17 protein-coding genes and 2 pseudogenes are annotated in these 17,228 nt (G+C 59.7%); 15 read left to right on the top strand and 4 right to left on the bottom strand.

What is annotated here, in order from left to right:
* Positions 1-170: 170 nt before the first annotated feature.
* Positions 171-781 (bottom strand): annotated as a pseudogene (locus tag NKH98_RS32105) (DUF899 family protein).
* Positions 782-981: 200 nt separating this feature from the next.
* Between NKH98_RS32105 and NKH98_RS32100 the strand changes: the two are divergent.
* The 6 genes from NKH98_RS32100 (at position 982) to NKH98_RS32075 (ending at position 4,310) form a co-directional block, all read left to right on the top strand.
* The gene (locus NKH98_RS32100; RefSeq protein ID WP_352904217.1) at positions 982-1,323 is read left to right on the top strand and encodes an ArsR/SmtB family transcription factor; all 342 of its coding nucleotides are present in this window, start codon (positions 982-984) and stop codon (positions 1,321-1,323) included.
* Positions 1,320-1,769: an SRPBCC family protein gene (locus tag NKH98_RS32095; RefSeq protein WP_352904216.1), complete on the top strand. Its 450-nt coding sequence runs from the start codon at positions 1,320-1,322 to the stop codon at positions 1,767-1,769. The genes NKH98_RS32100 and NKH98_RS32095 overlap by 4 nt, the downstream gene beginning before the upstream one ends.
* Before the next feature lie 172 nt (positions 1,770-1,941).
* Positions 1,942-2,100, top strand: coding sequence for a hypothetical protein (locus NKH98_RS32090; protein WP_352904215.1), 159 nt, complete (start codon positions 1,942-1,944; stop codon positions 2,098-2,100).
* 111 nt (positions 2,101-2,211) lie between these two features.
* Positions 2,212-3,162 (top strand): epoxide hydrolase family protein, encoded by a 951-nt coding sequence (locus NKH98_RS32085; protein ID WP_352904214.1) that lies wholly within the window; start codon positions 2,212-2,214, stop codon positions 3,160-3,162.
* A gap of 292 nt (positions 3,163-3,454) precedes the next feature.
* A complete protein-coding gene (locus tag NKH98_RS32080) occupies positions 3,455-3,838 on the top strand; it encodes a nuclear transport factor 2 family protein (RefSeq protein ID WP_352480379.1) in 384 nt (127 codons plus the stop codon).
* Positions 3,819-4,310, top strand: a complete 492-nt coding sequence (locus tag NKH98_RS32075) for a hypothetical protein (RefSeq protein ID WP_352904213.1) — start codon at positions 3,819-3,821, stop codon at positions 4,308-4,310. The genes NKH98_RS32080 and NKH98_RS32075 overlap by 20 nt, the downstream gene beginning before the upstream one ends.
* A 64-nt stretch (positions 4,311-4,374) precedes the next feature.
* Here NKH98_RS32075 and NKH98_RS32070 read toward each other — a convergent pair whose 3' ends face one another.
* Entirely contained in the window at positions 4,375-4,680 is a 306-nt protein-coding gene (locus NKH98_RS32070; RefSeq protein WP_352904212.1) for a hypothetical protein, read from the bottom strand.
* 716 nt (positions 4,681-5,396) lie between these two features.
* Here NKH98_RS32070 and NKH98_RS32065 point away from each other — a divergent pair.
* The 9 genes from NKH98_RS32065 to NKH98_RS32025 all read left to right on the top strand — a co-directional run bounded on the left by NKH98_RS32065 (position 5,397) and on the right by NKH98_RS32025 (position 15,223).
* Complete coding sequence (locus tag NKH98_RS32065) at positions 5,397-5,624, top strand: hypothetical protein (protein WP_352480381.1); 228 nt, start codon at positions 5,397-5,399, stop codon at positions 5,622-5,624.
* On the top strand, positions 5,621-5,965 hold the full coding sequence (locus NKH98_RS32060) for a hypothetical protein (RefSeq protein ID WP_352904211.1): 345 nt from the start codon (positions 5,621-5,623) through the stop codon (positions 5,963-5,965). Before NKH98_RS32065 ends, NKH98_RS32060 begins: the two co-directional genes overlap by 4 nt.
* Positions 5,966-6,799: 834 nt before the next feature.
* The gene (locus NKH98_RS32055) at positions 6,800-8,437 is read left to right on the top strand and encodes a methyl-accepting chemotaxis protein (protein ID WP_352904210.1); all 1,638 of its coding nucleotides are present in this window, start codon (positions 6,800-6,802) and stop codon (positions 8,435-8,437) included.
* A 28-nt stretch (positions 8,438-8,465) separates the two neighbouring features.
* Positions 8,466-8,930, top strand: coding sequence for a chemotaxis protein CheW (locus NKH98_RS32050; RefSeq protein ID WP_352904209.1), 465 nt, complete (start codon positions 8,466-8,468; stop codon positions 8,928-8,930).
* Positions 8,927-10,174, top strand: a complete 1,248-nt coding sequence (locus NKH98_RS32045) for a CheR family methyltransferase (RefSeq protein ID WP_352904208.1) — start codon at positions 8,927-8,929, stop codon at positions 10,172-10,174. Before NKH98_RS32050 ends, NKH98_RS32045 begins: the two co-directional genes overlap by 4 nt.
* Entirely contained in the window at positions 10,171-10,890 is a 720-nt protein-coding gene (locus tag NKH98_RS32040) for a chemotaxis protein CheW (RefSeq protein WP_352807362.1), read from the top strand. Before NKH98_RS32045 ends, NKH98_RS32040 begins: the two co-directional genes overlap by 4 nt.
* Entirely contained in the window at positions 10,887-13,181 is a 2,295-nt protein-coding gene (locus tag NKH98_RS32035; RefSeq protein WP_352904207.1) for a hybrid sensor histidine kinase/response regulator, read from the top strand. The genes NKH98_RS32040 and NKH98_RS32035 overlap by 4 nt, the downstream gene beginning before the upstream one ends.
* A gap of 22 nt (positions 13,182-13,203) precedes the next feature.
* Positions 13,204-14,214 carry a chemotaxis response regulator protein-glutamate methylesterase gene (locus tag NKH98_RS32030; protein WP_352904206.1) on the top strand — a complete coding sequence of 337 codons (1,011 nt, stop codon included), beginning with the start codon at positions 13,204-13,206 and terminating at the stop codon, positions 14,212-14,214.
* A gap of 13 nt (positions 14,215-14,227) precedes the next feature.
* Complete coding sequence (locus NKH98_RS32025; protein ID WP_352904205.1) at positions 14,228-15,223, top strand: diguanylate cyclase; 996 nt, start codon at positions 14,228-14,230, stop codon at positions 15,221-15,223.
* A 424-nt stretch (positions 15,224-15,647) separates the two neighbouring features.
* Here NKH98_RS32025 and ligD read toward each other — a convergent pair.
* Positions 15,648-15,998: pseudogene (gene ligD, locus NKH98_RS32020) on the bottom strand (non-homologous end-joining DNA ligase LigD); the annotation flags it as partial.
* A gap of 303 nt (positions 15,999-16,301) precedes the next feature.
* Positions 16,302-17,228, bottom strand: a 927-nt coding sequence (locus tag NKH98_RS32015; RefSeq protein WP_352904204.1) for a hypothetical protein, incomplete at its 5' end; no start/stop codon positions are given.

The following is a 17,228-nucleotide window of genomic DNA, read 5'->3' as shown; positions in this document are numbered from 1 at the left end:
TGGCGATATCTGCAATCTCTTCTCTCCAACAGAATGCAGAAACTACTTCACTGCCGCAGGCTATGGACTCACATGAAAGTCCGCCGCTCTAGCATGACGCGCGGCGCGGAGGGCCTCATGTTATAGATGTCGAAGGCCTCTCCTGCAGCACACACAAACGTCGAGGTCCGTCAGGAACGTCGAGTTGCGACCTCGCCATAAACGTCGTGCAGCCGCCACCAGTTATATGGCTCTCCCTGCGGTCGCCCGGCAGGCACGTCCTGCCAGATTTCCTGCCTTCCGAGTAGCGTGATGTCGAGGAAGGACCAGACCGGTCCGATTTCTTCCACGCCGCGACCGTTCATAAAATAGGAACGGAACACGCGGGCACCTTGCCGGATGAAGACATTGAGGCCGAACATCTCTTTTACGTCGAAGTCCTCGGAGAAGCGGTCGTCTGATAGGGAGCAGAAGGTTAGATGTTCCCAACCCATGCGCTTGCGCAGGGTCGTGACCATCTCTAGGGGCGCGGCCGTCACAAAGGCGAGTGTCGAGTCGCGAGCGGCCAGATGAGCCGGGTGGCCTACTATGTCGGTGAACATCGAACATCCTGTGCAGGCGCCGTCTGGCCAGTTCTCGACGTCCGGAGCATAGAAGAAGCGATAGACGATCAGCTGCGTCCGTCCTTCAAACAATCCGAGCAAATCCGTTTCGCCATCCATGCCGACAAACCGGTAGTCTCGTGAAACCTCCGTAACGGCAAACGCCGGCGCTTGGCGGCCAGATGATCCCTCGCCTTCATCAACGTCTTTTCCTCTACCAGCAACTCCTCTCGCGCCTCTTTCCAATCATCCGGCGAAGCCCTTTCAAATTGCCGATTTTCTTGAGCATGGACGGCGCCGGAATTCCGGGACCTTGTTGCTTAGCCATTTCATCCTCCGTTTCGTTTGCGGCTGTTCGGTCGTCAGTGGAACAAATAACCGATTGGTTAGTTCCCAGAGAATGATCGACAGCCACGCCTATCAAAACGACCTCGATAAGGCCTTTGCGTCCCTTGCGGATCCGACACGCCGCGCCATACTCGAGCGCCTTACCCATGAGCGCGAAGTGGCTGTCGGCGAGCTTGCCGAGCGATTTCCCACGTCGCTGACGGCGGTCATCAAGCATATCGACGTGTTGTGTGACGCGGGTTTGGTGCGGCGTCAGCGTCGGGGCCGGAACGTCTGCTGCAGTCTCGTGCCAGAGCCGATGGCTGACGCCAAAGCCTGGCTGGAGCGCAATCTCGCCTTCTGGAACGCCAGCTTCGACCGGCTTGGTGAGATCGTCGATGGAGACACGAGATGAAGGGCGCCAAACTGCAGATCGTCCGCCGCTACAGGGCATCGCCGGACAAGGTCTTTGCCGCGTGCACTGATCCATCCATCATGGCCCGCTGGTTCGGCCCAAAAGATTTTCGGGTGACTGAACTCGAAGCTGACATGCGCGCAGGCGGAACATTCGCCTTCCGCATGGTCGGACCGCCCGGCGAGATGGCCGCCGAAGGTACGTATGAAACGGTCGAGCCGCCTGCGCTCCTGGTGCACACATGGCGGTGGACGAAAGGGCCGCCTGAATATCCCCCCGATGGCGTGACCTCACGCATCACCTACGAATTTTCCGCCGACGGCACGGGAACGCGTCTGACCTTCACGCAGGAAGGCCTGCTTGATCAGGAAGAAGCCGACAGCCACAAGCAGGGTTGGAGTGAGGCGCTCGACAAGCTCGGTGCGATCCTCGGTGAGCCGCAATGATCATCGTGTCTGGCCACATGCGGGTGAAGTCAGGCAAGCGCCACCTTCTTGAAGGCGTCACACGCAGTAATGGGAGTGGCGCGCAAGGCGGCGAGCTGCCGCGACTTCGTCGTCGCCGCCGATCCGATCGATCGAGGACGACCGCGTCAATGTCGACGAGGAATGGGAAACCGTGAAGGCGATGCTCGCCTTCCGCGGCGACGTGCCAGATTCCGGCATGAACGATCTGATCGTGGAGGCAAACGTGCATCGTCACTCCGTGAAAAATCGCCGTCCAGCCTGGGCGAGGATCGAACAGAGAGGAGACTGTAATGATCAACAACAACAATGATCTGACGGCGGAGGTTCCCAATTCGCCCTACAGGCTCGAGGCAGCCTGGCAATGTCCCGTAGAGGGGGACGGACCCTCTGGGTATGAAAGCATGCTGGAGCGTCGCTGATCATGGCGGCGGTCATTGTCTCGCGCCGTGCGCTGTTCAAGGGTGCGGTGGCGTCTCTCGCGCTTAGCGCGCTGCCCGCTCGGGCGCAGCAGACCGATCCATTCACGCCCTTCAGCTATCGCGCACCGGATGAGGCGCTCGCCGACCTGAAGCGACGGCTTGGCGCCGTGCGCTGGCCCGAAGCCGCGACCGAGCCCGGCTTTGCCCAAGGTCCATCTCTCAAGGAACTGCAAAACTTCATCCGCCATTGGCGCGATCGCTACGATTGGCGCAAAACCGAGAGCCGCCTTAATGCCTGGCCGCAGTTCAAGACGGAGATCGACGGGCTCGGCATCCACTTCCTGCATGTGCGGTCGCCGCACGAGAACGCGCTGCCGATAATCCTCACCCACGGCTGGCCGAGTACGATCCTCCTGTTCCAGAAGGTTATCGAACCGCTGACCGATCCCACCGCGCACGGCGGAACCGCCGCGGAAGCGTTCCATGTCGTCATCGCATCGCTGCCTGGCTTCGGCTTCTCCGACAAGCCAACGGAGCCCGGCTGGAATGCGGAACGCACGGCGCGGGCGTGGGCTGAGCTGATGCGCCGCCTCGGCTATGAGCGCTATGTCGCACAGGGTGGTGACTGGGGGGCTTTCGTCACCACGGCGCTCGCACAGCAGAAGCCGAAGGACCTCGAAGCAATTCATCTAAACTTCGCGCAGACCATCCCGGACAAGATCCCTGAGAAGTTGGAGCCCGACCAGAAAAAGGCCGTCGAAGCATACACGAAATTCCAGGAGAGCGGCTTCGCCTACGGCATGCTGCAAGCCACCAAGCCGCAACTAGCCGGCTATCTGCTTGCCGACTCGCCCGTGGCGCAGGCCGCCTGGCTCTACGACATCTTTGACGGCGGCACCGGAACGACAGGCAGGCCGGAAAATTTGATCCCTATCGACGACATGCTCGACTAGATCACACTCTATTGGCTGACCAATTCGAGTGCATCGTCCGCCCGCTTCTACCGCGAGCAGGCTGCGATCCTGAAAGGCCGCAACAATCCTGGCGTCGTCGACCTGCCGGTCGGAGTAAGCGTCTTCCCGCATGATTTGCCACCGGCAAGAAGCTGGGCGCCGCTCGTCTACCCGAACCTGTTCTACTGGAACGAAGTCGACCGCGGCGGTCACTTCGCGCAACTCGAAGTGCCAGACTTATTTGTCGCCGAACTACGAAACTGCTTCAGCAAAGTCAGATGAGGAGACAGCCATGTCCGGACCGCTCGATGCAGTGAAGAAAGCCCTGCAAGCCTATGTAGACAAAGATCGCGAAGCCATCGAGGCCGTCATCGGCGATCCGTACAGCTTCACCAGTCCGCTCGATAATGCGCTGAGCCGCGAGACCTACTTCGCCCGCTGCTGGCCCAACAGCGAGACCTGCACCGGGATGAAGTTCGTACAGGGCGCCGAACAGGACAATTGGGCCTTCATCGTTTACGAGGGTAGTTCCGCTGGCAAGACCTTCCGCAATGCGGAACTGCACCGCGTGCAAAACGGCAGGATCGTCGAGACTCAGGTCTACTTCGGCTGGAATGTGCCGCATGAGGCAATGCTGGGTGGCTTCATCGAGGACAATGGCGAAGGTCACCCTTGAACAGGAGGCGAAGATGGACGGCAACGCGATGCGCGGCACCATGCGCTGGCGGTGTTTCTCGGCGATTGGAATGCCGAGGGCGCTTTGGGCCCCATTGGCCCCGGTGGAAGGCACCAGAGTCGCAGAATATGGCCAGCTTCTGTTTGGGGAAATAGAAATCCGACACGGTGACCGTCTGTGGCATGTGCCGGAACTCGATGTCCTTCCAGAGATGGTAGAGCGACGCGTGGCACTTGCCGTCCGTGGTGAAAAGGACCTGTGGTTCAGGCTCATGGCCGCGACGCAGCAGCTCCTGGAACAGGAACAGCTCGATCGGGGAGTCCAGACCCCACAGCGGCCGCGCTTCGACCTTGGAGAATCGCGTGGAGAGCAGTTTGCCGCGATGTTTCGCGTACTTCTCCTCGAGCCGGGGGTGTCGAACCCGAGCGGCGTCTCGAGCACGTCGGCGGCATCATGCTGCAACGGAATGTAGTAGCGACCGACCACGATCCCCAATTCGTCGAGATGGCCGTTGTAGTCCGTCTGGGTGAACAGGCTTACCGGCCCATACATCCCCCATTCGCCGGCGAATGGGTCGAACCCCGTGTAGCACAATCGCTGCTATCGGCCGTGCCGCCGGCCATATTGGCAATGTAGTCGATGGAGCAAGGATCGACCTTGCCGCGTTTTGAGGCTGGCAACAGCGTCAGGGCATACGGGACCGCGTGCGGAGGGCCGTCGCTGAGGTGTGCGATGCTCGCCACCATGCTGATCATCTGGAACTGCGTGCCGGCCGCGCGGAACATCGCGATTTCCCCTTTCGAGGGACTGTCGCGGAGGATGCCGCCGGCGGCCTTGAACATGGCGCCGGTAATGGGGTTGGATCCCGCCGACTGGCGCCAGGCATTCCCGCAGAAGCGGCGGAAAGTTCTCGAAGGCGAGGCTGAAAGGGCTCTGTGGGAACGCGGTTGTAGTCGTCTTGGTCGGTCAGATGCTTCGGGCGGTTCTCGATCATTCCAGCGATCCCCCTATGACATCAATAGTACTCGTCCGCGGGAACCCCCAGACAAATTTTCACGCGATAAAACGTATCGGGAAAAAGGGCGCTGCCGCCTCTAGCAAGCGAAATCAAGAAGGCCGACGCTCCGAACAGCGCCCATACCGACCGCAGACTGCCAGTCTGATCGTCACATACGACGTGCTTGGCTTCGGGGCTGGATCTCAGAGCCTCGCCAAGGTCGCCAAGCACTTTCCGGACAACTACGGACTGCCGAAGAAAGACCTCGCTTGGCTGTTGAACGAGTGGCGCCGGCAGGCGCTCGTGTCGGCAGCAAACCATCGGTCGTGAGCGAATAAGCGGTCGGCCCTCATACGATCCGGCCATATTCATGGCGCGATCCGGGTATCGACGCGCGGTGTGTTGACAGGGAGCGCGTTGGTCATTCGGCTCATCGCGCCTTTGTCGCGGCTGAAAAGACGGCCGGACCATATTGGCAGCGCTCATCACTGATAGAGGAACGGCGACACCCCGCTCGCCCGATATCAGGGAACGATATCGCCCCCCATGTATTAGAAACTGATGGACACTATGGAACCCCACGGCCACGGGATAGCGGCCGATATTTTGACATCAGAAGTTGCCATTGCCAGGCAGCGCATCCATCGGACCGAGCTCGCGCTTCAACGCACTGAAGAAATGCTGGCCAAGAATCTCGCGCTTTGCAGCAGGATACGAGCTGCGGTCGAGGCCGCAGACCGCTTGATGAAGATCGATCCCCCCAGCTTTGAAGGACGTCGCGCCGGTTGAACTGGGCCGGCGTTTCATTCGTCGCGACCTTCCGGCCGGCGGCGCCACCATTCGCGCTCAAGCACGGCGGCAACCATGTCCACAGACGGCGAGCGCGGTTCATCGTCGGCGGCTTGGTGCTCGGCCAGGAACCGATCGTTGTCCACGCGGCCGATGGCTTTAGCGGCGTGGGCCAGCCATTGGTCGAAGCGGCCGACATGTCGCCGTCATGCCGAGGCTCTGTGTCGGGTATGGTCGGGGCGGCGATGGGTAGTGGTACACCACACGTTAGTGCTGTCGTCACCGCATTCGGGTCCGCATTTCTGGCACTGTCGGGTGCTCTCTTCACCGCAATGGGGTGATCTCGTCCCCGCATAGCCCCTTCGGTGCGGTGCTCTCGTCCCCGCGCTGTTTTTTCTGAGACCGACACAATCTTCGCGAACGCCATCTTATGAAATCTTTGCTGGCCGGCGAGAGAACACGCTCCGGCCAGTCGACGGGAAACTCGGTCAGGATATAGATGGTTGCCCGGCTGCCATTCTGACTGTGCTTTCCAGTTCAAGTGCCCCCTTTTGGAAACCTTAATGAAGCCGCGTCAAGCAGATCGGCTATGGCGCGATCAGCAGGTCGATTGCTGCAGCATGACGCGCAAGCACCGTCTGGTCCACTGCGATTCCAGGGAGCTGAGACAACATGGAAGTCTATTGGTTAAGCATTCTCGGCGTGCTCGCACTCTGCTTGGCGGAAACGCCGCCAAGGGAGGTAGCGTCAGGAGATCTTGTACGTCTCTGGCGCGCTGGTCCCGTTTGCCCTCATTTTTGTGACTGGATGGGCAGCACTCAATTTACCTTGGCGCCACACCTTGGTGGCCACAGTTCACGATAAGGGGGAAGAAGTCGCTCAACTCCAAGCAGCGATCCCTACCCCGATAAGAGCTCCTGAGCATGCTCAGGAGTTCGGCCTCTAAGGCCGGTAGGAGACGGCATCCGGCCATACAAGTTCTGCTGCCACCCGCGCGCTGCCGATCTGTACATGCCACAACATCTGGATTGTGGCGGGAAACGTGAACGGAAAAGAAACGATTCCAACATTAGCTTTTACGATTACAACGCACCTCGCCCGCTCGGCGTAGTCGCCATGCGAGGCTGCTAGCGTGCGTGTAACAGATTGGCGCCTCCACGGCAGAATTGAGCCTGATGAACAGCTTGACTATACGTCGCCGCATACTGGCCAGTTTCGCCGCGGTTCTGGTGGTCATGTCAGTAATGGCCATCATTGCCTATGTTTGGTTTCTCCAGACCGAGCAAGAAGCGAACAGGGTGGAGAAGGAGATCCTTCCAGATCTTTATCACAGCACCCAGATCATGATGGGACAGATGGATGCTCATAGCCTTCTCCAGGAATATGCTCTCCAGGACAATCCTGCCGACAAGCGGGCTTTTGAGGAGACAATCAAGGCGAACCGCGATGCAGTGCAACGGTCAATGGACGAGTATGAAGCGACCATTGTTTCTGATGTAGACAAGCAGAACTACGCGGCCGTCAAGGACGTTGCGGGTCAGTTCCGCCAAGCCGAAGCCGCTGTGCTGGATGCTAGCCGGGCGGCGTTGGCGAAGGGAGAGATTCCGAACGAGCGCCCGGCAATCAAAAACAATGTCGAGCCGATCTTTCGGAAATTGCAGTCGGCTCTGCAGGCTATGGTCGAGGACCATAGAGGCGAGGCAAACAGCTCGACCCAAAGAATTGGCGAGATCGTCCGTACTGCCGAGCTGGGCCTGATTGCCGGTTTTCTCGCAGCACTAGGTTTGGCACTTTTGTGCGGCTATTTTCTTTTCCGTGCCGTCACAGTCCCGCTTGGTCGATTAGTCGACCTCGTCCGCGTAATGCGCCAGGGCGACTTCAGCGGCCGTCTCGACTTGAAGCGCCAGGACGAGTTCAGCACTTTGGCTGACGGCTTCAACGCCATGGCCGACGATCTGACCACGCTGATAGGCCAAGTTCAGAAATCCAGCATTCAGGTCAACACATCGATCACCGAAGTGGCCGCAACCTCAAAAGAACAGCAGGCTACCGCCAACGAGATCGCAGCTACAACCACCGAAATCCGGGCGACGGCGAAGGAAATATCCGCCACGTCCAATGAGCTGGTCCGCACGATGAGCGAAGTTTCTGCGGTCGCCGAACAAACCGCCACACTCGCCACCGGCGGACAGGCAGGGCTGTCCCGCATGGAGGCAACAATGCAGCACGTTATGGAAGCCGCCACTGCGATCAATTCCAAGCTGGCAGTCCTCAGCGAGAAGGCCGGGAACATCAATCAGGTGGTGACCACGATCACCAAGGTTGCCGACCAGACCAATCTTCTTTCGCTGAACGCGGCCATTGAAGCTGAGAAGGCGGGACAGTATGGGCGAGGTTTTGCGGTAGTGGCAACGGAGATCCGGCGGCTCGCCGATCAAACGGCCGTCTCGACATACGACATTGAGCAGATGGTCAAGGAAATCCAATCCGCCGTGGCGGCCGGCGTCATGGGCATGGACAAATTCTCCGAAGAGGTCCGGCGCGGCATGCAAGAAGTGCAGCAGGTCGGGGGCCAGCTCTACGAGATCATCCAGCAGGTTCAGGGCTTGGTACCACGCTTCGAAGTCGCCAATGAAGGAATGCAGGCGCAAGCAACGGGTGCAGGGCAGATCAGTGAGACGCTGATCCAATTGAGCGAAGCGGCGCAGCAAACTGTCGAATCCCTGCAGCAATCCACGCAGGCGATCGACGAACTCAATCAGGTTTCAGGCGGGTTACGCAGCAGTATTTCCCGTTTCAAACTGCGGGCCTAACCAGAACTGCCTGCGAGCTAGGGACGAAATGCTATTCCTCGGGTTCTCCATGGGCGGTGACCGGTACGTGCTGGACGTAGGTCAGATTGAGGAGGTGCTGCCTTACATCGGCGTGAGGACGCTGCCGGGCGCACCGAGCGGTGTGGTAGGCGTAATCAATTATCGCGGGGTATCCGTGCCAATGATCGATCTTAGCCTGCTTGCGCTTGGGCGGCCCTCGTCGCCGGTCCTGAGCACACGGATTGTTCTCATCCGCTACCCGGCCTCTGATGGTGAGGACCACCTGCTTGCCCTCGTAGCTGAACAAGCGACCGATATGTTCGACCGGGATGCTTCTGACTTCGCGCCGTCGGGGATGGAGGCGGGAACTCCACCCTATCTGGGGCACATAGCGACGGACGACAAAGGGCTTGTTCAGTGGGTCAGGGCAGAAGCGCTCCTCTCGAAAGAGATCCGCAATACGCTGTTCCGGCAGGTCGCGACGAGTTCATGATGTTTGGTGCTGTTGAAAAGCTGCTGAAGGAAACGATTGGACTGGACACCGGCACCGTCGGTGCGTCGGTCGTCCGTCATGCGCTCCGCGAACGGATGGTTGCCTGCCGGATCGGTGAGCTTGAGGCGTATTGGGAATTGCTAGCGTGCTCCCCATCCGAGCTCCAGGAACTGATCAACGCCGTTGTTGTACCGGAAACCTGGTTCTTCCGAGATCGTGAGGCTTTCGCTGCGATGACGCGTCATTCAACGGCTCGCAAGCGGCCGGGTCATCCCATTATGCTCTTAAGTCTACCGTGCTCGACAGGGGAAGAGCCCTATTCGATGGCGATGGCGATGTTCGATGCCGGTTTCGGCGCCCAGGATTTTAAGATCGACGCCGTCGATGTGAGCACGGCTAATCTTGCGGCCGCCGAGCGCGCCGTCTACGGGCGCAACTCATTTCGCGGTGGTTTCCTCGAATTCAGAGAGCGTTATTTTCACGCAGCCGAAGGCGGGCTTCGGCCTGACCTATCCATCGTGAATCAGGTCCAATTCAGGCTCGGCAACCTGTTCGATCCTGTGGCATCGCCCAGTCCGGCACCCTACGACATTATCTTTTGCCGCAACCTTCTGATTTATTTCAATCGGCCCCTGCAAGATCGCGCCTTGGTTTGTCTAAAGAACCTCCTCGCGCCGGGGGGCCTTCTGCTCGTCGGGCCGGCGGAATCAGGGCTTCCCTTTCTGCACGGTTTTGTTTCGGCCCGATTACCCATGGCATTCGCGTTCATCAACGAGGGGCCCTCTCAGATTGCCACTCCGATCGCACCGCCCAAAGCGCGTCCCCCTGTTGCGGGCCTTGTTCAAGTCTCTCCAGGCGCCAAGGCTCGGCCCACTACCCGGCCGGTCATTGGCAAGGTTGAGCGCGGCCCTATCCCCCTGCCCGAGCGGACGGCCACGAGTCTCGCTGCGGTAGAGCGCACCGCCAATGCGGGACGAGTTGCAGAGGCAAAGGAACTCGCACTGTCGCACCTTACGGAATTTGGCCCGTCCCCGGAAATTTTCTACCTGCTCGGGCTGGCCCACGATGCAGCGGATGCTCGTTCCGAGGCGATCCAGAGCTATCGAAAGGCCCTCTATCTAGAACCCCGCCATCAGGAAGCCCTCGCCCATCTTGCGCTGCTCCTTCGTAAGCAGGGCGACATCGCCGGGGCCGAAGCACTGACGGGGCGGCTCGGCCGGATCGAGAAAAGGAGCGGCACTTGACGTCAGCTGTGTCCGGTAGTGCATCATCGGTGCCGGACCTCGCCGTCGGCGACTGCTGGCGGCAAATAGGCGTTCGTGGTGACAGGTCGTGCCCTGAACTGGAGCAGCATCTCCACTGCCGGAACTGCCCGACCTATAAGGAAATCGCACGCAACCTCCTGAACCGTCCGCTGTCGCCCGGCTATCGGGACGAGTGGGCTCGACATTTTGCCCAGGCAAGGACCGACGTAGCCGTCGGGAATGCCGAGGGCAGTGCATTTCAGACGGTCGTTGTCTTTCGTCTCAGCGAGGAATGGCTGGCGCTTCCGGTTGGCTCCTTCCAAGAAGTGGCCGAGCTGCGTAGCATTCATTCGCTGCCACACCGCAGGAACAGCGCGGTTCTCGGCATCGTCAATGTTCGAGGCGAACTGCTAGTCTGCGTTTCGCTTGCCAAGCTGCTCGGAATCGAGGACCGCAAAACGGCGGATCGGGGCCTGCGGACCAGCGCATTTCCACGACTGATCGTCGTCGGCAACGGCGACAAGCGCGTTGCCTTCGGTGTGGATGAAATGCACGGGATCTATCGCTACAAACAGAGTGACCAGCTTGCCGTGCCCGGGACGGTTGGGAAAGCGTCTTCGAGCATGACAGCCGCCATGATCTCGTGGCGAGAGCGCGCGGTCGGCTGCCTGGACGAGGCGCTGCTGCTGGCCATGCTCGATCGAGCCATCGCATGAGCGGCGCGGACTACAGCCAGTTTTCCATGCTGGACCTCTTTCGTGCGGAACTGGCGACGCAGTCACAGGCCCTGACGTCTGGTCTGCTGGCGCTCGAACGCGATCCCATCTCCGCCCAGAGTCTGGAAGCCTGCATGCGGGCTGCCCATTCGCTGAAGGGCGCCGCCCGGATCGTCGATCTAACCCCGGCAGTAGAAGTTGCGCACGCGATGGAGGAGTGCCTGGTCACAGCCCAGCGGGGGCAGCTCAGGCTCGGTCGCGAGCACATCGATACACTTTTTAAAGGCATCGATCTCCTTGGGTTGATAGCCACTGAGCCTGCTTCGTCGGATGAGAGCGCCAGACCGGACATAGCTAGTTTTCTGCTGGCGCTCGAGCAGGCATCCTCCCCATCGCATTACAAGGTGCTGGCAATCTCTGAGGCGGAGGCCGCCGCCTCAAATCCTGCCCAGCCTGAGGCCATTTGGATCTCCTCGACCAGGGAAACAGGCGACCTCAATCGATCTGAGCCAGCTTTTCACGGCAATGGCAGCGCCGGTTCCGATCGTATGGTGAGGGTGACGGCCGACAGTCTGAACCGCTTACTCGGGCTTGCCGGTGAGTCGCTTATGGAGGCTCGCCGTCTCAGGCCGTTCACCGACGGGCTGCTGCGACTAAAGCGGCTTCAGTCGGATCTCGCCAAGGCCTTCGACGAGCTCGGTAACGCACTGCCCGAGAGTCCCAGCGACGAACGTACGGTGCACGCACTGGCGGTGGCGCAGCAAAAACTTCGGCTCAGCCAGACGTTCCTCGCAGAGCGCCTTAACGAACTGGACTCAATCGACCGCAGAGCCACTGACCTTGCGAACCGACTCTATGACGAAACGTTGGCGAGTCGCATGCGCCCGTTCGAGGATGGTGTGCGGCACTATTCGAGGACTGTCCGCGACCTTGGACGCGCCTTGGGGAAGAACGTGCGGTTGGACATCGTTGGGGGGTCGACCGGAATAGACCGCGACATCCTGGACCGACTCGACGCACCACTGGGGCATCTGCTGCGCAATGCTGTCGACCACGGACTCGAAATGCCCGAGGAACGTGTTTCAGCCGGCAAATCGGAGGAAGGTGTCATTAGGCTGGAAGCACGGCACAATGCAGGCCTGCTGCAAATCATCGTCGCGGACGACGGCAGGGGGATCGATCTGAACAAGCTGCGCGAAACGATCGCGACGCGTGGCCTGACCACCGAGGAGACAGTCGGCAAACTTACCGAGACGGAATTGCTCGACTTTCTGTTTCTGCCAGGCTTTTCGATGAAAGCGACAGTTAGTAATCTCTCGGGACGCGGCGTCGGGCTCGATGTCGTCCAGGCGATGGCCAAGCAGGTCCGAGGCCTGGCAACCGTCTCCTCAGAGTCCGGCATCGGAACGCGTTTCCAGCTCCAGCTGCCACTGACCTTGTCGGTGCTGCGCACGCTGCTCGTCGAGATTGATGGAGAGCCCTACGCTTTCCCGCTCGCAGGCATCTCAAGCACCGTAAAGTTACTGCGCACTCGCATCGAAATGCTCGAAGGCCGGCCGCATTTCCGCTTCGGCGATCGACAGATCGGACTGATCACCGCCCACGAGGTTCTTGATCGCGCTGAACCGCAAACAGATGCCGATGAACTCTCGGTGGTCTTGATCAATGGCAATCACAGTGAAGCGTACGGGCTGATTGTCGACCGATTCCTGGGCGAGCGCGAGTTGGTGGTCCGACCACTTGACCCCCGCCTTGCTAAGGTCAAGGACGTCAACGCGGCGGCACTGATGGAAGATGGTTCGCCCGTCCTGATCATCGATATCGACGATCTGACCCGATCAGTCGACAAGCTCGCCTCGTCCGGCGGGCTTCGGACTTTGCGGCGCGGTACCACCGGCCCCGATCAGAGGAGGCGCAAGCGCGTTCTGGTAGTTGACGATTCTTTGACCGTACGCGAGCTGGAACGCAAGCTGCTGGACAATCACGGCTTTGAGGTGGAGGTCGCGGTCGATGGTATGGATGGATGGAACGCCATCCGATCTGAGCCATTCGATCTTGTCATCACCGATGTCGATATGCCGCGCATGGACGGCATCGAACTCGTAACCTTGATCAAGAAGGATGGCCGGCTCGCGAACACCCCGATCATGATTGTGTCGTACAAAGATCGTGAAGACGATCGCAGGCGCGGTCTTGATGCCGGGGCCGACTACTACCTGACCAAAGGCAGCTTTCATGACGAGACGCTGCTACACGCGGTCGTAGACCTAATCGGCCAAGCGGCAGAATGAGGCGCAGCTTGGGGACCCATCAATGAGGATTGCTATCGTCAACGATATGCCCCTTGCGGTCGAGCTTCTCCGGCGACTGGTTACGTCAACCCCGGAGCATCAGGTCGCCTGGATCGCGGTAAACGGGCGCGAGGCCGTAGTGGCCTGTCAACGAGACCTCCCGGATCTCATCCTCATGGATCTGGTGATGCCTGAAATGGACGGCGTCGAGGCTACGCGCAGGATCATGGCGGAGACGCCGTGCCTGATTCTGCTGGTCACGGCGAGCATTGAGGCCAATATCCCGGGAGTCTATGAAGCCATGGGCTATGGCGCCCTTGACGCGGTCGACATCCCATCAATCGGCTCTAATGGTCCCGGATCAGTTCGTCTCATCAAGAAGATAACGACGATCAGCAAACTCGTACGTGACGCGCCATCTCCAAACGGGAGGACACAGATGGTGCTCCCCGCTCTGTCATCGGCACAACACCTTATTGCCATCGGTGCGTCAGCGGGCGGACCGGCAGCTGTCGCCGCGATCCTCGCCGCGTTCCCGAGCGATTTCACGGCCGCAATAGTTCTCGTCCAGCATCTCGACGCGCAGTTCGTGCCCGGTCTTGCAAACTGGCTGGGCCAGCATGCAGCCCTTCCAATCCGTCCCGCGCAGGAAGGAGATGAGCCCGAGGCCGGCACTGTTCTCATTGCTGCCACGGCAGATCATCTGGTCTTCAAGTCGCCTCACACGCTCGGCTATACGCCGAAGCCGCACGACAACGTCTACCGTCCATCCGTCGATGTATTCTTCGAGAGCACCGCTCAACGGTGGCGGGGTGCGGTGATCGGTGTCTTGCTCACAGGGATGGGTAGAGATGGTGCCCAAGGACTCAAGCTGCTTCGCGACAAAGGGCATTTGACAATCGCGCAAGACAGCGCGTCGAGTGCAGTCTATGGGATGCCCAAAGCCGCAGCTGCCATCGGTGCAGCTGTCGACATTCTGCCGCTTGACTCAATCGCCCGGCGCCTTGTCGAGGCGTGCGGCCGATCTTCGTGAAAGGGGTTGTGCTATGACAGGCAAACCAAATCTCGTGTCGCCCCAGGCGGATAATTATTCGTCGATGGTTCTGCTCGTGGACGATCAGATAATGGTCTGCGAGGCGGTCCGGCGGGCGCTTGCCAATGAACCAGACATAGACTTCCATTTCTGCACCGATCCGCTCAAAGCGACGACAGTTGCCGATGAGGTGAAGCCAACAGTCATCCTGCAGGACTTGGTCATGCCGGGTGTTGATGGTCTGGACTTGGTGCGGCAATATCGAAAGAATTTATCGACGCATTCTGTTCCGGTCATCGTGCTGTCAAGCAAAGAGGATCCGGCAACCAAGGGTCAAGCTTTCGAAGCGGGGGCGAACGACTATCTGGTCAAACTGCCCGACCGCATCGAGCTTGTCGCTCGCGTCCGTTATCACACGCGCGCCTATCTGGACCACGCTCAGCGAGAGGAGGCCTATCGCGCGCTCCGAGAAAGCCAGCGGCAGTTAATGCGGGCAAATCTGGAGCTTGAGCGCCTCACACGGATCGACGGCCTTACCGGTCTCGGAAACCGGCGCTATTTCGATGAGTATCTCGCGGCGGAATGGAAGCGCGCAATCCGCACGCAGAGCCAGTTGTCGCTTTTGATGATCGATGCAGATCACTTCAAGCGCTATAATGACACCCATGGCCACATGGCGGGCGATGAGGTGCTGAAGCAGGTCGCCGGTGTGATCCAGAGCACTTGCAATCGCTCTACGGATCTCGCTGCGCGATATGGGGGCGAGGAGTTCGTTGTTGTGATGGTCGACGCTTCGTTGGCGCAATCGGGCACCGTCGCGGAGCGGCTCGTCCAGAGCGTGCGGGAGTTGAGCATTCCGCACGGGTCCGAGCGGGTGACCATAAGCGTTGGTGTTGCAACGACGGTACCCAATGAGAGCCATACGCCACATGATCTCATCAATGCAGCCGACCTGGCGCTTTTCCGGGCCAAGTCGGAAGGACGAGACCGCGTCGTGTATCAAGAATAGTTTAAAGCCTCCTAATAGGATCAATGGCGCTGGCGAGCAGCTTGCGGAGGTGGCCGCCTTCTCCTCGCGACCTTTTATGCTGTCTCACCGGCTGAGCCACCTCGTATGTCCCACAGGGCAACCCGAATGAGGATGGCCAAGGGGGAACTTTTGGCATCGTCCTGCGGGAGTGGTTGGACAGAACGCTTCCCTGACACGTGCGCTCGATAGACGAAGAGCGAAACGGACGAGATCGCAAAGGCTCGTCTTCCGCAATCACGGAGTTACCTGAATTTCCAAACCCGCTATTGTTCCAGGCGGCGGACCCCAACCCGCTGGGCCGGCGTCTCTTGGCATCTACCCCAACGGCCCCCAATGACGCTTGCCGCAGCCGCAGTGACGCCGGCGGTTAAGGTCTTCGCATGGGACTAACACTTCGCGATTGCTATCGGTTCTTCCGCATGGCCCAGGCGGCCTTCGCCGGCCGAAATGGACTCTCCAACGTAAACGCGTCCGGCAAAATTCCCTTTTCGACCTGCGTCCATGTGACTGGAGCGGCTATGGGAAAGCTTGAACGGGCTCGCGGCGAGTAAGCGCCGACGGCTGTGTTGCCGCGGCCGTTGCGGAGGTAATCCAGAAAGATGCGCCCACAACGAGCCGACGGCGCAGCCGACAAAAGATAGCGATCGGGGTGCTTGCTGACCAGGTGCTGTGCCAGCTTTCGGGCATACTGCCGGGCATCGTCGTGGGTGATCACGGCCTGCAGAGGGCCGCTTCCTGGCAGGCGCGGCGAAGTACCCATTCGCCAATCGGAGCAACAAATCATTGTTGCACGGAAAGGCGGGCTCAAGCGTGAGGACAAGTCAAGCTGAGGCCTCATTGCCTAGCCGCGGCGTGCGACCAGAATGAGCCTTAATTTCCAATCAAGGGAACTGTGACTGTCGTTGCGTAATCTATCGGATATCGGGCGAAGTACGGGAACTCGATCACGAACGCATAACTGGCAGTCAGATGCGCCATTCGGAAACCGCCGCTAGGAGGATCGATTCCAATCGTCACCTTGACGTCTTTTTCCGGACTGGCAGCCGTTCCACGAAGACTACTCGACAAGTTTTATCGATTGCGTGGCCGGAATGTCTCGCATTCCGAGGCTTGTGCAATCCTGGCTGATGCTCGTGTTGCCGGACCACTGCAACGTACCGGCGATGACCTGAGTGCAACCGCCTTTGCCCGAGAAATTGCCGAGGTAATTGACGTCCTGGGTTGGAAAATACAGAGCGCCGGTCAAAAGCGAGTCCGCCGTGCCATTGAACGTGTTCGACCCCGCCCGGTTACCTCTGTTGCCGTAAAACAGAACGCCGGAATAGGTGCCTGACGTCGGTGCGCTAAGCTTGACGGTGGCGTTGCCGTTCATGCTCACGCTCGATGTGCCGGCCAGATAGATGATGACTCCGTCGCCGGAAATATTCGCGTTCGAGTTCGCCTTGAAATCACCGCCTTGAATGACGTACAAGCCGGGCGAGAGGGCAACATTGCCGCTCAGGCTCAGCCCGCTGCAGTATGTCCCGGGGTTCAGTGTCGACAATTTCGAGTTTTGACAGGGAGTTGTGGCTGTTGGCGTCGGCAGGTCGATAAAGGGATCACCGGCGGGCAACGCCTGGGTTATCGGCCTGGCGCACACGGTCGTCACGGGGTTGCTCAACGAAACACCGCCGGCCGATATCAGGCAGTCGGCCTGAAGGCTTGCCGATCCCTGAAGCTTGATGGCGTCCGCGGCTATGGAGTTGGACATCACGGAGCAGCCCGTCATTTTTATGGTCGAACTGCCGGAAAAGAGCGCCGCTCTCGGAGCGGAAGGATTGAGAGCTAGAGCGCAGGCCTTTGAGGCGTCGGTGATAAGAGCCACCGCTCTTGCCTGTGCACCGACAGCGTTTTGCGTGAATATCGATGTAAAAAACCGATCGAGGGTCTGATGAACGATGACCTCGACAGCCTTTTGGGCCACATTCGGGCCGGAGGACGGGGG

This window comes from Mesorhizobium sp. M0833 (assembly GCF_040319905.1).
Taxonomy (GTDB): Bacteria; Pseudomonadota; Alphaproteobacteria; order Rhizobiales; family Rhizobiaceae; genus Mesorhizobium.
This window is presented reverse-complemented; position numbering and strand designations above follow the sequence as displayed.

Excerpts from the sequence above, each read along its gene's own strand:
- NKH98_RS32055 (WP_352904210.1), top strand. The coding sequence starts at position 6,800 with ATGAACAGCTTGACTATACGTCGCCGCATACTGGCCAGTTTCGCCGCG.
- NKH98_RS32070 (WP_352904212.1), bottom strand. The coding sequence starts at position 4,680 with ATGTTCAAGGCCGCCGGCGGCATCCTCCGCGACAGTCCCTCGAAAGGG.
- NKH98_RS32030 (WP_352904206.1), top strand. The coding sequence starts at position 13,204 with ATGAGGATTGCTATCGTCAACGATATGCCCCTTGCGGTCGAGCTTCTC.
- NKH98_RS32050 (WP_352904209.1), top strand. The coding sequence starts at position 8,466 with ATGCTATTCCTCGGGTTCTCCATGGGCGGTGACCGGTACGTGCTGGAC.
- NKH98_RS32100 (WP_352904217.1), top strand. The coding sequence starts at position 982 with ATGATCGACAGCCACGCCTATCAAAACGACCTCGATAAGGCCTTTGCG.
- NKH98_RS32080 (WP_352480379.1), top strand. The coding sequence starts at position 3,455 with ATGTCCGGACCGCTCGATGCAGTGAAGAAAGCCCTGCAAGCCTATGTA.
- NKH98_RS32075 (WP_352904213.1), top strand. The coding sequence starts at position 3,819 with ATGGCGAAGGTCACCCTTGAACAGGAGGCGAAGATGGACGGCAACGCG.
- NKH98_RS32085 (WP_352904214.1), top strand. The coding sequence starts at position 2,212 with ATGGCGGCGGTCATTGTCTCGCGCCGTGCGCTGTTCAAGGGTGCGGTG.
- NKH98_RS32045 (WP_352904208.1), top strand. The coding sequence starts at position 8,927 with ATGATGTTTGGTGCTGTTGAAAAGCTGCTGAAGGAAACGATTGGACTG.
- NKH98_RS32025 (WP_352904205.1), top strand. The coding sequence starts at position 14,228 with ATGACAGGCAAACCAAATCTCGTGTCGCCCCAGGCGGATAATTATTCG.
- NKH98_RS32035 (WP_352904207.1), top strand. The coding sequence starts at position 10,887 with ATGAGCGGCGCGGACTACAGCCAGTTTTCCATGCTGGACCTCTTTCGT.
- NKH98_RS32065 (WP_352480381.1), top strand. The coding sequence starts at position 5,397 with ATGGACACTATGGAACCCCACGGCCACGGGATAGCGGCCGATATTTTG.
- NKH98_RS32095 (WP_352904216.1), top strand. The coding sequence starts at position 1,320 with ATGAAGGGCGCCAAACTGCAGATCGTCCGCCGCTACAGGGCATCGCCG.